At 47.3% G+C, this 13,842-nt stretch carries 22 protein-coding genes; 6 read left to right on the plus strand and 16 right to left on the minus strand.

Features of this window, described 5'->3' with window-relative positions:
• Positions 1–534 precede the first annotated feature (534 nt).
• Together DFR42_RS29830 and DFR42_RS28650 are read left to right on the plus strand one after the other, a co-directional pair.
• Entirely contained in the window at positions 535–867 is a 333-nt protein-coding gene (locus DFR42_RS29830) for a hypothetical protein (RefSeq protein WP_110258495.1), read from the plus strand.
• 85 nt (positions 868–952) lie between these two features.
• Complete coding sequence (locus tag DFR42_RS28650) at positions 953–1,264, plus strand: hypothetical protein (protein WP_110258496.1); 312 nt, start codon at positions 953–955, stop codon at positions 1,262–1,264.
• A 239-nt stretch (positions 1,265–1,503) separates the two neighbouring features.
• Here the strand turns inward: DFR42_RS28650 and DFR42_RS28655 are convergent, their stop codons facing one another.
• Positions 1,504–2,043 carry a DUF4399 domain-containing protein gene (locus DFR42_RS28655; RefSeq protein ID WP_170133736.1) on the minus strand — a complete coding sequence of 180 codons (540 nt, stop codon included), beginning with the start codon at positions 2,041–2,043 and terminating at the stop codon, positions 1,504–1,506.
• 303 nt (positions 2,044–2,346) lie between these two features.
• On the opposite strand from DFR42_RS28655, the gene DFR42_RS28660 reads away from it, so the two are divergent.
• Together DFR42_RS28660 and DFR42_RS28670 are read left to right on the plus strand one after the other, a co-directional pair.
• Positions 2,347–2,799 (plus strand): GNAT family N-acetyltransferase, encoded by a 453-nt coding sequence (locus DFR42_RS28660; protein WP_110258498.1) that lies wholly within the window; start codon positions 2,347–2,349, stop codon positions 2,797–2,799.
• Between the two features lie 52 nt (positions 2,800–2,851).
• Positions 2,852–3,385 carry a hypothetical protein gene (locus DFR42_RS28670; RefSeq protein WP_170133737.1) on the plus strand — a complete coding sequence of 178 codons (534 nt, stop codon included), beginning with the start codon at positions 2,852–2,854 and terminating at the stop codon, positions 3,383–3,385.
• Positions 3,386–3,435: 50 nt separating this feature from the next.
• Here the strand turns inward: DFR42_RS28670 and DFR42_RS28675 are convergent, their stop codons facing one another.
• From DFR42_RS28675 to DFR42_RS29065, 3 genes are all read right to left on the minus strand, one after another.
• Positions 3,436–4,128, minus strand: coding sequence for a hypothetical protein (locus tag DFR42_RS28675; protein ID WP_110258501.1), 693 nt, complete (start codon positions 4,126–4,128; stop codon positions 3,436–3,438).
• Positions 4,129–4,263: 135 nt separating this feature from the next.
• Positions 4,264–5,130: a hypothetical protein gene (locus DFR42_RS28680; RefSeq protein WP_110258502.1), complete on the minus strand. Its 867-nt coding sequence runs from the start codon at positions 5,128–5,130 to the stop codon at positions 4,264–4,266.
• A gap of 265 nt (positions 5,131–5,395) precedes the next feature.
• Positions 5,396–6,226, minus strand: coding sequence for a hypothetical protein (locus tag DFR42_RS29065; protein ID WP_146219011.1), 831 nt, complete (start codon positions 6,224–6,226; stop codon positions 5,396–5,398).
• 82 nt (positions 6,227–6,308) lie between these two features.
• On the opposite strand from DFR42_RS29065, the gene DFR42_RS28690 reads away from it, so the two are divergent.
• A complete protein-coding gene (locus tag DFR42_RS28690; RefSeq protein WP_146219012.1) occupies positions 6,309–7,118 on the plus strand; it encodes a hypothetical protein in 810 nt (269 codons plus the stop codon).
• A gap of 47 nt (positions 7,119–7,165) precedes the next feature.
• On the opposite strand, the gene DFR42_RS29450 is transcribed toward DFR42_RS28690, so the two are convergent.
• The 4 genes from DFR42_RS29450 to DFR42_RS28705 form a co-directional block, all read right to left on the minus strand.
• Complete coding sequence (locus DFR42_RS29450; RefSeq protein WP_170133738.1) at positions 7,166–7,330, minus strand: hypothetical protein; 165 nt, start codon at positions 7,328–7,330, stop codon at positions 7,166–7,168.
• Positions 7,331–7,445: 115 nt separating this feature from the next.
• Complete coding sequence (locus tag DFR42_RS28695) at positions 7,446–7,766, minus strand: hypothetical protein (RefSeq protein ID WP_110258505.1); 321 nt, start codon at positions 7,764–7,766, stop codon at positions 7,446–7,448.
• Positions 7,767–7,794: 28 nt separating this feature from the next.
• Positions 7,795–8,286 carry a hypothetical protein gene (locus DFR42_RS28700; RefSeq protein ID WP_110258506.1) on the minus strand — a complete coding sequence of 164 codons (492 nt, stop codon included), beginning with the start codon at positions 8,284–8,286 and terminating at the stop codon, positions 7,795–7,797.
• Positions 8,283–8,822 carry a hypothetical protein gene (locus DFR42_RS28705; RefSeq protein ID WP_146219013.1) on the minus strand — a complete coding sequence of 180 codons (540 nt, stop codon included), beginning with the start codon at positions 8,820–8,822 and terminating at the stop codon, positions 8,283–8,285. Before DFR42_RS28705 ends, DFR42_RS28700 begins: the two co-directional genes overlap by 4 nt.
• Positions 8,823–9,096: 274 nt before the next feature.
• Between DFR42_RS28705 and DFR42_RS28710 the strand changes: the two genes are divergently transcribed.
• Positions 9,097–9,585, plus strand: coding sequence for a hypothetical protein (locus tag DFR42_RS28710; protein WP_146219014.1), 489 nt, complete (start codon positions 9,097–9,099; stop codon positions 9,583–9,585).
• Positions 9,586–9,663: 78 nt separating this feature from the next.
• Here DFR42_RS28710 and DFR42_RS28715 read toward each other — a convergent pair whose 3' ends face one another.
• The 8 genes from DFR42_RS28715 to DFR42_RS28750 all read right to left on the minus strand — a co-directional run bounded on the left by DFR42_RS28715 (position 9,664) and on the right by DFR42_RS28750 (position 13,514).
• Positions 9,664–9,945: a hypothetical protein gene (locus DFR42_RS28715; protein ID WP_110258509.1), complete on the minus strand. Its 282-nt coding sequence runs from the start codon at positions 9,943–9,945 to the stop codon at positions 9,664–9,666.
• Positions 9,946–10,005: 60 nt separating this feature from the next.
• Complete coding sequence (locus tag DFR42_RS28720) at positions 10,006–10,230, minus strand: hypothetical protein (protein ID WP_110258510.1); 225 nt, start codon at positions 10,228–10,230, stop codon at positions 10,006–10,008.
• On the minus strand, positions 10,230–10,490 hold the full coding sequence (locus tag DFR42_RS28725) for a hypothetical protein (RefSeq protein WP_110258511.1): 261 nt from the start codon (positions 10,488–10,490) through the stop codon (positions 10,230–10,232). The genes DFR42_RS28720 and DFR42_RS28725 overlap by 1 nt, the downstream gene beginning before the upstream one ends.
• A 273-nt stretch (positions 10,491–10,763) precedes the next feature.
• On the minus strand, positions 10,764–11,201 hold the full coding sequence (locus tag DFR42_RS28730) for an REP-associated tyrosine transposase (RefSeq protein WP_245937127.1): 438 nt from the start codon (positions 11,199–11,201) through the stop codon (positions 10,764–10,766).
• A gap of 75 nt (positions 11,202–11,276) precedes the next feature.
• Positions 11,277–11,702: an SMI1/KNR4 family protein gene (locus tag DFR42_RS28735; RefSeq protein WP_211324448.1), complete on the minus strand. Its 426-nt coding sequence runs from the start codon at positions 11,700–11,702 to the stop codon at positions 11,277–11,279.
• Between the two features lie 114 nt (positions 11,703–11,816).
• Complete coding sequence (locus DFR42_RS28740) at positions 11,817–12,116, minus strand: hypothetical protein (RefSeq protein WP_110258512.1); 300 nt, start codon at positions 12,114–12,116, stop codon at positions 11,817–11,819.
• 294 nt (positions 12,117–12,410) lie between these two features.
• The gene (locus DFR42_RS28745; protein WP_110258513.1) at positions 12,411–12,836 is read right to left on the minus strand and encodes a hypothetical protein; all 426 of its coding nucleotides are present in this window, start codon (positions 12,834–12,836) and stop codon (positions 12,411–12,413) included.
• A 318-nt stretch (positions 12,837–13,154) separates the two neighbouring features.
• The gene (locus DFR42_RS28750) at positions 13,155–13,514 is read right to left on the minus strand and encodes a hypothetical protein (RefSeq protein ID WP_110258514.1); all 360 of its coding nucleotides are present in this window, start codon (positions 13,512–13,514) and stop codon (positions 13,155–13,157) included.
• Positions 13,515–13,842: the final 328 nt, after the last annotated feature.

A 13,842-nucleotide genomic window follows, 5' to 3' on the forward strand; every position in this document is an offset into this window, starting at 1 on the left:
ACGGTACCCAATTGAGAAGCCGGATATACGCGAGCAGTTGAACTTAAGCCGAAACAACAAAAACTTGCAATTCCTGAGGAGTCCATATACGCATTGCAATGCGCCGTATGTGATCGCCGCCTACTCTGGAAAAAAATCTCTGCCGTATGCCAGGTACACATGCGGCGCAATATATTGCGCCCTACATCACGGCAATGTGCAAAAAATAGTGTGTGCTAGAAGCGACGTCATGTGATCAGCAGAGTGGGAGGCGTGGTGCGCACTATCGTGTTTTCAACTCTCCCAAAAAAAACGACGCCATGCATCAGGCAGGCGTCGTTTTTTGTGTTCCTACGCGCGTAACGCATGAGCATGGCATTCGGTTGACAGCTGATATGCCGTTTAGAACAACAACACTAAGCCACTGAAAAGTGGTTTTTTTGCGTCAACGCAAAGTATCCGGGCGGCGTTTTTGGCTTACGTAGCGTGACTACGAAGCAAAAAATGAAGTGCAAAAACAGAGCAAACAAACCCAAACACGAATAGGAAAATATCATGAACAAACTGATCACCGCCATCATCGCTTCCACAGTTGTTATGGGTAGCGCATTTGCACAGACGCCAGCTAGCGCTACTGCTGCCACGGCCGCCAAGCCAGCATCTGCAGCCGCCGCAGCCAGCGTGGCAAAATCTGCCCCGGCAGCGAAAGTAGTGGCAGCATCTGCTTCCGCTGTTGCTTCTACACCAGCAATGCCAGCAGCAGAAACCAAGCCAGCAGCTACTGAGAAAGCTGTCAAGCATGAGAAACACGAGAAACATGAAAAGCACGCCAAGAAAGAAGTGAAAGCAGCATCTGCATCCGCTTCAGCCAGCGCCGCATCGAAATAAGTTTTACGTTTTTACATGAATACCGGCAGCACGAGCTGCCGGTAATCAGAAGCTCACATTACTTTACCTATACCAGGACCAGACCATGAACAAACTGATCACCGCCATTATCGCTTCCACCGTATTGATGGGCAGCGCCTTCGCCACCACACCAGCAGCGCCAGCCAAGGCGGCATCTGCTACTGCACCGGTTGCTGTTGCCTCCGCATCCGCTGTAGCCGCCACACCGGCGACACCTGCACCAGCGGCAGAAGCCAAGCCAGCGGCTGAGGCAAAAGTGAAGCATGTTAAACATGCCAGGAAGGCGAAAGCAGACAAGAAAGCGGACGATGTCAAGGCAGCAGCTCCAACAGCGCCAGTAGCAGCAACACCATCTGTCGCACCGGCAGCGAAGTAAGCAATTAAGCCAGCACCCTTGTCATGAGGGTTGCTCAAAAAAAACGACGTGCCTCCAGGTTGGAGTGCACGTCGATTTTTTTTCAGTGTTTTTGCAAATGTGATCTCAGCCCCACCATTGTCCATATTCTTCAGATGGATTCCTGTCTGCGCAGGAATGACGCTTGTGGGATGGCGAGTTTTGCGGGCAATGTAGTAGGCGCAGGTTCGTAAGCAATAACTCGCTCCAAGCAGCTGTGCTTAACCCTTGCTCGGCAGCACCTCGATGTTGACTTCCTTGCTGGCGATATAATAGGGTACGTGCTGGTGGTTGGCGAACATCAGACGCAGTTTGTGCTTGCCAGGTGGCAGGTTCAGCACGGTTTCTGTTTCTCCCTTGCCAAAATGTTTATAATGCTGATGTTGATATTCGTCTGCACTGTCAAAGGGGATGGGTTTCTTGATGTCTTGCGGCAGGTCCAGGTCGATCAGGATATGGTGATGGCCAGTGCCGTCGATATTACCCGCCTGCACAGGCGCGACACCCATGCCCGAGACAGAAAATGCCACCCTAAATGGTGACCGCACCTTGTCACCATCGCGCAGGTTGAGGAAGTACAGCGCCTTGTCACCAACCGGAAACGGCAGCGTGCGTTCTACGGCATTGCTGCTGCACACGGTGGTGTCTGGCGTGTTGATCGTTGGCGCAGGCTTGGCCTTGTCGGCAGAATAGGTCAGGCAGGGCAGGGCCAGCAGTACTGCCAGATAAGGCACATAGTTTTTCTTGAGTTGAAGTTTCATCTGCTTGTCTCGGTAGGGATGGGCGAAAATACATCTTATTATAGAAATTAACAGAGGTATGGCAATGTTTTTCATGTTCGTATAATCCTTCAAGAGCACGATCAGTGCCTTACAGCCGCTGAGGAGCATGCCCTTCCTGGCGCACATGCATCACACATGCATCACACATCATCAGCACAGAAGAGCTATGTCTTGCACATCTGGCCCGGTCTTGTTGCACCTCTGCAGACGTTGAAGGCATGGCCGACATGGCGCACACGCCCGCTGATTTTGTCATCGATACCAACATGAAAGACACAATATATGAACATACGAAATTATCTGCCAGCCGACTGGCCACGCCTGTGCACTATCCACGATGCGGCACGCGTGTTTGAACTGCAAGCCGCGGGTTTGCCAGATGCCTACCTGACGCTGGAACAAACCGGCGAGAACGAAGGACTGTTTGACGGCGACATCGTCGTCGCTGAACTGGATGGAAAAGTACAAGGTTTTGCCGCCTGGTGCGAAGGCGAACTGACCTGGCTGTATGTAGACCCCGCAAATTTCAAGCAAGGCACAGGCAGGCATCTGCTGCGCCACGCCATCAGCGCCAATCAGGGCAAACTCGATACCGAAGTCCTGCAGGGCAACCAGGCCGCGCTGACGCTTTATCTCAGCGAGGGTTTCAAGATTGTTGAAGAGTCGCAAGGCAAGCTGGCAGGCAATGAAGCGTTCAAAGCATCTGGCTATGTCCTGCGCTATGCGGCTGAGTGATCATTGCATGTAATAAGGGATGTACGTGCGGTTTTTAAACTGGTCCGCACGTATGAGTAAATTGAGTCTGCTCTGCAATAGCAACAAGACCAGCCATGGAAAACCACAGCCTATGAAATTTTTTGCCCGTATTCTTTTTTTGATGACCGTGATGGCAGCGTTGAATGGCTGTAACAGCATGGCTGGCCTTGAACATCCCAGTATCATCCTCATGGAAGCACGCATGAATGATGTCAAATGGGGGAGGCCGGATATCCCTCAGCCAAACGTCTATATTACCTATCCTGAAATAGTTGTATTTATTGGAATTGAAGAGGTCTTGATTGGCCATCTAAAAAAAGACCATGCTTCTGTTGTGACCAGAATGCATGCTTTTCCCATCATCGATGATGCCCGCAGAATTTATTTCCTTGCAGAGCAAAGCCAGGAGGGCGAATTGAGGATCATTGACTGGTGGCTGGGAACGGATCGTCTTTGCATGAGCCGTCAACTTGCTCGGGAACTGGACATAGAAAAACAAATGCTCACCCTGTACGGCAATGCCAAGATCAAATGCAAGTACCGGAAAAACGGGGTGTGGGAATAAGATGTTGGTCCCCTTGCTTACCTGAGCGGGCTAACTGTTTCTACTAGGGCTTAATAAACGACACCTATCTCGGCAATTGGCCCGCGAAATGCAGTCGCCAGTTCATTGACAAAATCGCGTGCAGGCAATTGACGTAAGTTTTCGCAAAAGTTCGGCAAGCTTTTGCCAAAGTCCAGCATGACAGCGCCGCGCCAATATCCTGCATAGTTGGTCCATTCATACAGCCCAGGGAAATTTTTACTGAAATGAATGTTGACCTTAGGTGTGCCCAAATATTTCCCGTGTACCAGGTAGGCATCAAAGGTTTTTGAAACAGGCCAGGGAATTGTATCCAGGTCAGACATAAAACCATCGCAGACCTGATCAGGCGCAGGTGAAGTTTGTTCAAAGTAACAGTACTCGTCCGACTGCTGGATGCGGATATCATTGCCGGCGACAACAATGATGCTTGAAATGTAGTGATCCTCGTCCTTTACGGTATCGTAGTAACACCGCCCGGCAATGTTGACTACGGGCTTGCCGTTAGCAACTTCATCGTAGACAAGCACTTGGCCTGCACCCGGCATTGAGTTGGGAATGGATTTTTCTGACGATTCTTTCATTGTCGATAAGTCAAACACCATGGTCGGTTTATCGATCAAGGACCATTTATACAAGACCGCATCGACACGTGCCAGGGTATCCACCGCTGGTAGCCAATCCTTGTCATTGACGACCACAAAATGTCGGTATTCCACGCCCATCTTATGTCCCCTTAAAAGAAGGCATTAGTGTACCTGTTTTCCCATCATGCGAGTACGAAAGCTCATGTAGATACGATTAGCGCAGCTTAATCTTACCTGCGTGGGTTGAATTGAGTTGAGTTGAATAAGACTTCCTTAAAAGTTACCAAAAATATTAACGCCTGTACCTATCTTGGCTACAACGCGCCGATTTAATTCGACAGCGTTCTTGGGGTAGGAATAACTTGCAATTCCCTTTACCCCATATTTTTCTAACATCCCCCGATCAGGAAAGTAGGCCAGATTCGATGCTGTGCCCTCTCTCTTCATTTCCATTTTTATTTCTACCGCTATGCCAGCTTTTGCCAGATTCATGGCTTTTTCTTGCGCCGCTTCTAGCTCGTTTATCTGATATTCCCATTGATTATCACTGCTGATGAGTACTATTTTCCCAGTTACTTTGGGCTCTCTTTTTTCTTTCAAAATCACTGGTTTCAGTTTCTTATCAATCTCTTTAAACAGGTCGCGATTGACACTGATGGATTTTAAAAATTCCAGTTCCAAAAGTCCTAGTTTCATGAAAGCTTCTCGTGGTCCCTTATTGGACAAGTCCGCACTTTTCAATTTTCCATTCTGAAATTGGCTGATTGACTCTCGCGACAGCATGCCAACCAATGAACCATGGAAACCCAGAAAAGCACCCGGCTCCAACACTTTACTTCGTGCTGCGAGAAACAAATAATTAGCACAAGATGAGAGGCAGGCAGACTCTACGACAAGTTGAATATTCCTTTGTCGAATATCATTCGCCATTAACATCGCTTCTTCTGCGTTGCCACCTGGTGAGTTAATCTTTAACAGCTCAGTTTCTGGTGTGAGGTGGGCCAATAAATCTTTGTGGCTCCCGGCGACAATATCTCCGTCATAGGCGACAGTTTTTGCGTCAATATTCTTTATTGTGTAATCAGGCTCCGCTGCAAACGCTACAGACGAAAAAGCCAGCAAGATGAATAGTGGTTTCATTTTTTTTACTTATTAGTCAACAACTAGGGTAAAAGCGCTGAAATCGAACTAGCCTGGAAAAAGACCGCATGCATCAGTGAGCAGATGCAGCAGATACAGCACCAGCTTCACAACAGAGCAAAGTACTAGAGCCTGCCATCTCCCTGTGCCCATGACATCTCAGGCAATTTCTGTTTTCATCGCCTTGCCTGCTCATGGGTGAGCTTAAATCGCGTAGGAAATATGATTAAATTAATAATATCTTAAAAACAAGACTAAATGTCAATTAAGGTTGAAAAGATATTTGAGGCAAGTATTGGCACTTCGAAATAATTGCTTGATAAAATCCTGTGATGACCAGAATGTTGATGAATACAGTTGCCAAAAATGGATGGCTACTTGGATGGCTACTTGCCACAAAAAACAGGCCGGCAAAATGCAGATCGTACCTGCGAAGGCTGCCTGCAGCACCAGCAATATCAACAAGACCAAGCATGGAAAACCACAGACAATGAAATTTTTTGCCCGTATTCTTTTTTTCATGAGCACGATGGCAGTACTCAGTGGCTGTAATAGCATGGCTGGTCTTGAACATCCTCATATCATTCTGATGGAAGCTCGCATCAATGATATCAAGCTGGGGAGACCGAATATACCCAAGCCAAACGTCATCGAATTCTATTCTGAAGTAATTGTGTTTATCGGCATTGAAGAGGTCTTGATCGGTCATCTTAAAAAAGACCATGCTTCTGTTGTGACCAGAATGCACAGCTCGCCCAATCTGGAAGTTGTTAATAACATCTATTTCCTTGCGGAGCAAAGCCAGGAGGGTGAATTGAGGATCATCAACTGGTGGCTGGGAACAAATAATCTTTGCATGAGCCGTGAACGTGCGCGAGAACTGGGCATAGAAAAACAAATGCTCACCCTGTACGGCAATGCCAAGATCAAATGCAAGTCCTGGAAAAAAGGGGGCTGGGAATAAGATCGTGCCTCCGTTGCTAGCCTGCGATATGGGCGTAGCTTCATCATAAGGGCATCCCCAGCTAAAGTTGCCGCCACCTTGTTCCGGCATACCAGGCCATACCGCATACTTTAGTCTGATATCCCCTGTCACCTGCTTTTGCTACACTGCGCGCATCAACGCATATCCCTATGCAAGTAGCATGCAAAAAATCAGCAGACAGGACACCCTCACCATGAAATTATCGTCAATCGCTGCCACTCTGTGCATCGTGAGCTCGCTTTCCCAGTTGCCAGCGGTGGCGCTGGCGGCGCAGACTTTTCCTGCGGCACCGGCCACACCGCCCGCGCAGGCAGTAGCAAAGACAGACTTGCGCATTGATATCGTCAGTATCTCTCCCAAGCCTGGCAGCACCTTGAAAGCCATGCAGCCCATCACGGTCAAGTTCAAATACCGCTACTCCAGCCCCGCTGAAGAAATGCCGGTCTGGGTAAAAATACTCGATAACAGCTATGAATCAAATTACCAGGGTTCATCCGATTCACTCGTGCCCGGTACTGGCACAGTCAGCCGTTTTGTCTACCTGAATGAAGCTGGCAAGGTCAGCACACTCAGCATCATTGCAAAGGACACAGCGCATAACAGGACATTCAGACATGATATCCCGGTCAACTACACCTATGTGACAGACCCGGCGCTGGAAGCCAAAAAGCGCGATGGCACAGGTTCCACCATCACTGACGTTAATTTCATCGGCGGCACACCTGCCACCCTGGCAGTGGGCAGTGAGGTAGAAGCCGATCTGTTTTACGATATCAACACCAGCGAAGGCCTGGCACTGTCACTGATCCCTGTCACGACATGCAAGATGAGCTATGAAGGCTATTGGGACAGGCAAAAGGGCAAAGGCGGGATACGCAAATCTTTCTCCGTGGCTGAACCATGCCACATAAAAAAAGTCAGGGTCTTGATGAATAACGCAGTTGAAAAACTGGTGTTTGAAAAAACCATTGATGTGGATTTCCAGTTTGTGAAAAAGCCTTGAAACCTTTTTTCAGGATTGATGCTGCAGTTGACGAGTTGACTTATGGCTTATACTGGCATAGCCCGGTTGTAAGCTTCCAGCTCATCCCACCAGCCCAGATCCCCCTCTTTAAAACGCGCAATAAATTCTGGAATAAAGTACAAACGCATTCCCATGCCAAATGAAGATCCAAAATAGAGCTTGTACTGGCTTGAGATAAAGGCGTGATCCATGGCCAATGGATATCTCCCAGTCCTGGTCCGGCTGCTGGCGAGCAGGATGCCATTTGCCAGGATGCCCTACGTCTCTGATCAGGCTTAAAGGGTTAATAGGGCGAAGATGTAATCATTAAATTCCTTCATAATTTTCTTTTATAAGATTTTCCCACAACAGCAGGCCAGACTCGTGATTGATGTTGCTGATTTCTTTTCTTTGTAATTCTGTCCTCATATCTGCATCATCGTATACGGTGAATATCGCATAGCCACTTGAAAATATGTTGACTGTATAGAGTGGGCCGTTCTCGCTACCGCATGTCAGCCACGCGTCAGGATGTTCGTCGTCCTCTGGCGAGTCAAATAATTCACTGAGCGCTTTTTTCAGATCAGCACGTGCCGGGTTTTTCGTATCCATCCCCCATCGGCCTGTCAGATGTATCCAATCATGCATGATTTTTCCTTTACATATTCAAGGGCTGCTATGCAAACAGGTGCTCCCCATCAGCCATTGTCCACAATTTATTTTCATCAATGTAGTGTAGCAATTTCTTTGCGCCTATTGTGTATCTTGGGTCCCATTTCATATGTTCGAGCATAATCATCGCCATGCCGTCTTTTTGCTTTTTCAAGGGATAAACAATACTCGAAGTGCGGTTGCTGCCATTGATCTTCAAAAGAAAATTTGGTTGGTAACGGCGACGGGGTGCTGCTCCCCAGCAATCTGGGGAGTAATATTTTTCTCTGATAGCCATCGAAAGCGCTTCGCAACCTATGCATCGGGCAAATGTGAACAAGTGGTTGATTTCCTCATCCAGCTGCAAACGCACAACATTGTCTTGTAGTAGGCCGCCGATAACATCCAGGCGCGCCATCAGATCATCACCCTCAAGGGTTTCGCAATCCATGACGGCTTGTTCAATCAAGGCCAGATCATGTATGTCTTTGCCGGAAAGAGTTGTGGTGTTTGTCATGGTTTAAGTGGGGCGGGATGACTGCTGCCAGTCCTTGGGTCATATTCAAACATCGCACGGGCAACCGCTCTTCCTTGCTCTGGATCTGACGAAAATGCCGACAGTGCCTGGCCATGTCTTGACTCATTCCTGCGCTTTAACAGCAACAATTCGTCTGGTGTCAGGAGATTGTGATTGCCCGAGGCGATTTCTGCGGTCAGTTTTCTGGATACTGCTTTTTCCGACGGCGATGTCAATATGGCGATCGCTTCCTGTGCAAGTTGAGTTGACATGTGGCGCCTGAGATAAGGCAAAGCTGCGCCTTCAATCACCGTATCTGGAATATGGTGACGTTTGTCGCAAAGTGTTATCAAACGAGGGTTGGCAGCATATTGCGCATCCTGCCTGCAACTAACATCGACTTGTGCACGGATAAGTTCCGAAAACCCCATGACGCGCAATAGCTCTGGCAAGGCGTGATCATCTCGTGCGTAAGCACTGATGCAGGGCGCGCATGATAGTAAGATAATCGCCATTCGAATGACTTTAGATTGCATAGTGCACCGTATTTTTTAAATTTGTATGGGTACGATTGGCGCAGCGTAATCGTACGTATGGTCAGCCGAAATCCTCTATACTGCTTTAAAAAATCGCGACTGCTTTATGATCTTGAATCAAGTATACATCACACTCCTGCACCGATGATTACGGCGGTGGCCATGAGATTTAATGAAGTCTTTTGCTATTTCCAGCACAGCATGCGTACGATTACGCTGCTCCAATCGTACCTACGCAGGCTGAGCCAATTTTTTCCATCATAGAACACATTACATGAAAATATCTCGTCGCTTTTCATTTCACTTATCACTACGATTATTACCCACCTGTCTGCTGATGGCTACGGTTTTCTTTGCTACCGCGGCGATGGCTGGCACTCGAGAAAAGGTACTTGAGCTGTCCCTGATCAATCTGGTTGCCACGCCTGAACGCTATCATGGCAAGCAGGTGAACGTCACAGGTTATGTTTTTATAGGCACAGAAAACATGTCCCTTTGTCCTTACACAGTGCAAGTTTCCAGCAAGGACTGCATCTGGATCAATATAGATTCTGGCCCTTATGCAAGTGATGCCGATAAGAAGAGAATTTCGAAGAAGATGGCAGTTCTTGAAAAATTCAATGGAAAAACGGCGACCATCATCGCGAGATTTGATAAAAAAGACCATGGCCATTTCGGCGGATGGTCCGGCGCACTGACAAAGATAATCGATGTGTATGATCACACAGACGAATCGGCGCTGAAAAGCAGTGTGTGGAAGTAAGCGGGAGAGGGGGCTTATGATTTGTGGTACAAGCTTTTTTATCGTGTAGAGAATCTGGCATTGAATGAAGCCTGAGCATCACTTATCCCGCACTTGGAAAAAATGATCATGCAAAACCCATGCGCCTTTAAACCAATTCAATTCCCGGATTGGATCGCGATGCAGAAAAAGAACTTCCTCACTTGAATTGGGTGGGTGTTTCACTTCTTCTTTTATCTGTTCTACCAATTCCGCAGGCAGGTCTGGCATATAACTAGCAGGCGCATGTTCAGCCGCCCAGGTAATGAACATGGATACTATTTCATCTGTGGTGTATATTCCTTGCTCATACATGTCAATAAATTGGGCGGCAGATGTCATTTGACCTTCATCTTCAATTGAGAGGTGTTGTACTGCATGCGAAGTGCAATAGATGCTGAGCTATCGAGGGTTTACCCACACTCCAGCCCACAAATCAAAATGCACGAGTTTGCTTAGCGATGCACGGATACCATCTTCACCGATGACATTAATAAGCTTGCCCGGAATGGAAACACCCCAGCTCTCTGCATCAATCGGAAAAATCTCGCATTCAGACGCTATTTCACCAAGTGCACGCTCAATTTCGCTGACAGACGTGGCTTTTACAATGATCTGGATACCCATTAGCGTTTGAACTCCACGATACAGAGCGATTCAAGAGTCTTGCTGACTTGCGCTATGGTGGCAGCGGGCAGGGATTGGCCCCTGATGTCGTAAATAATGCGACATGAGCTGATATGCTCAGGCAAATGCGCATTGCCAAAGGCAATGCGGGCCTTGTTGAATTGCAGGCTTAGGTTGATAGCTTCCTGATTTTCAAGGCTATGGTTAGCAACGAGCACATACTCGTTCTTTTCATGATTGATGAATTCTGGTGTGAACATGTATGCTTAATTATCAGGATGGATAAAAACTCATTGGGACTGCGATACCTCATTGCAGCAAGCTAATCGGGGTAATATCGCCGTCAATTCCAGCTCGTGTACGATTAGCGCTGCGTAATCGTACGCATGTCAGCCGCGTTAAGTCACATCAACTATAACGCATTTTTACAACGACGAATATCAGACCCCGCCAGCTACATCGGCCGTCACATCACCGCACCATTCAACAGGATACACGCCTTCGCTGAGATAGCGATGAAACGTAGAGTAAGGCTAGTCACAGACACGCTGGACCAGGCCATGCTTGAGTGGATTGACATGCACGTAATCTACATGCCTTTGATAGTCCAGTTCATCGCGTATCAGATGTTCCCAGTAGTGACGCTGCCAGATACCGCGTTCACCTGCTGCCAGACGGACAGCGGAGAGTGATCCTGTTTTTGGCAAGGCGCGTGAGAAAGCACTTTTGATGAGCCGCCAGCGCAGGCTGAAATCGCTATCGCCTTCAGGCAAGGTGAAGATGCAATGCATATGCTCTGGCAAGACTACCCAGGCATCAATATGGAATGGGTATTTGTGACGCACATTTTTGACTACCTGCCGCAACAGTGCAATCTCGCGTACCAGCAAATCATTGCCGTGCCTTTGCAGCAAATTGACGGTGAAAAACCATGTGGCTCCCGGGACGAATGCGCGGCGGCAATTGGGCATGGGGTTTCGAGAGTTCAGGTGATTTTGCGGATGATCATGCGTACGATTACGCTGGGCTAACCGTACCTACGGCCTCTATTCATGCCATAAGCTGACAAACTGACTGAAACTATGAGCAATAAAGTTGAATTGATGTGAAGCCGGATCAAAGATTTCCACCGCAGGCGGACTAATATTAAAGTTCAGGCAGATTAAGTAATCTCCAGCATCCCGTGCTATCGGGATATATCTTTCTGGCAGATTTGGCACTCCATTGGGGCGCGTATACCACATAACAGTAAATGGTCTTAACTCATCGCTAAATTCAAAAAACTCACTGATGCATGTCCCGGAATCTTGATACTCGAAAGAAGATATCTCCGGGCAGGAGCCGTCAGAATACTTCATCAGGTCTATATATGACTCAGGAAATATGACCTTAAGTTTGCCCTGAATTAAAGCAACCATTTGCGAATCCACAGATGATTTTTTCATGATCCCAAATGATTCCCAGTCAAACATTGCTTAATGACTCCTTCATGGTTGGCATTTGATTTTTATTCAGGGAACTTCTGATCAGGTGAGGAGATTAACGCAACGTTAATCATCCGTATGTTGCATGCAATATGATTCACGTTAGTGCTCCCCCCATATCATAAGAATGACGCCCAAAATCATCAATAACCAGCTCATCAATTCGGTTTTTCTCATGGATGAGACATACTCCTTTACATCCTCTGGCTCTCGCTCAAAAACTAAAGTTAATTTCCTGATTGAGCTTTTCCAAAAAAGAATTTCGAAGGTGCCGCGACGATAGAGTCGATCTGCGTATTGTGCGGAGGCATGCGTGATATCCGGTTCGTAATGTCGTGCCCGCAACTCATTAATCCATCCGCAAATCACACCCAATATAAACAAGGCGAATCCATATGACATGTTTGTCTGCTTTCTCGATATTTTTTTCTGTGCTCGCATTCACCTTGGCGTAGCCAGGGGAATATTGTCTGTCCGTCTTTGGTTGAAGGCTGCCAAATTGGCTTCAGGAATGCATATAAATCTCTGAAGCTCTCGCGTAGATACGATTAATGCAGCCTAATCGCACGCATGGTCAGCTGCAATTTTCTATGCTGCTTCAAAATCACGGCTGCTTTTTGGTGATGAATCAAGTATACATTGCGCTCGTTCAGCGATGGACAGATAGCGATCACAGAGTTTGCTTGGCGTCTATCGCTATTCCCATTTTGCCAAAACTGCCAACGACGTCAACAGGAACAGCAAAGATAAAATAGCAGGGGCTTTCATTTGATCGTATCTTTTCGCAGCTTCAATCTCATTTAAGGGGTCTACGCGAGTGAAGAAAAATACGCGTAGAAATACAACTGCGTACAGGACCAGCGACCAAAAAAAACTTGCAGGAAATATGCCACCCCCAGCGCCCATATTCAACATCCTTAGAGGGACTTCTATGATTTTACCCGCAAAATTGACAAGTGCGTTGGCAAATTCATTGCCGCTGCCAACCGTCAATACGATGCAGAACAATGAGAAAAATAAGGCTGGAAGAAAAATGGCGGCATACAGTCCTGCTGCAACTACGGCTTTTAATATACGTAAGGTCTTGAGTTTGCCTGGTGGCGTTTGATTGGAACTGGTCATTGTTTCTTCAGGTTATACTTGACAAGGCTTATTTGACCAATATGATACGCTGATGGATGTCGTCTATTGTGGATAGCTCTTGTAGTTACGATTAGCCTGCGTAGGTACGATTAGCACAGCGTAATCGTACGCATGGTCAGCGGCAATTTTCCATGCTGCTTCAGAGTTACGGCTGCTTTTTTTGTGATAAATCAAGTATACATTACACTCGTGCAGAGATGAACATGCAGCGATCATAAGATTTGATGAAGTCTTTGCTTATTTTAGGCATCGCATGCGTACGATTACGCTGCGCTAATCGTACCTACGGGGCTGCTCTCATTTCTGTCTTCGTTTGAGGTTCCTTGCCGTGCCCGAATCCTCTCTTCCGGGCCTCACCCAGGCAATATCATAATCACTTGCGGCTGTCATCGCAGCATCCCGCTCTTCGTCTGATTGGAATCCGCCGACTGTCTCAAGCCCCAACTCACAGTTTCTAGGTTTCTCAAACATATGGTACACCTTGATCTTGTCGGTATATAAGACGAGATACTTTTGGGCCGTTTCATCTACTCCCCTTGCATCGCCAACCAAAAATGAGTCGCCTCGCTCCAACGCCTCTGCTATTTTGGGGACATAATGCTCAGTGAACTCTTCGTTTGAAATCTTCAAATGGCCGCTGATGTATGCTGTTTTCATATTTTACAAGTGAAATTGTCGTAGGCTCGTGCAACTGGTGTATGTAAGCTTAGCGCAGCGTAATCGTACACATGGTCAGTCGCAATTTTCTATGCTGCTTCAAAATCACGGCTGCTTTATGGTAATGAATCAAATATACATTGCGATGGTGCAGCGATGGACAGGTGGCGATCATGGGATTTGCTTGAAGCCTGTAGCTAGTTAAGACATCGCATGCGTACGATTACGCTGCGCTAATCGTACCTTGTATTATGACGCTTTCGGTAGTTATTCGTTAATATAGCTACTAACAAGTTCTTGGTAGGCATATCAAGATCGAGTGACTGGA

It is taken from the genome of Undibacterium pigrum (assembly GCF_003201815.1).
Classification (GTDB): domain Bacteria; phylum Pseudomonadota; class Gammaproteobacteria; order Burkholderiales; family Burkholderiaceae_D; genus Undibacterium; species Undibacterium pigrum.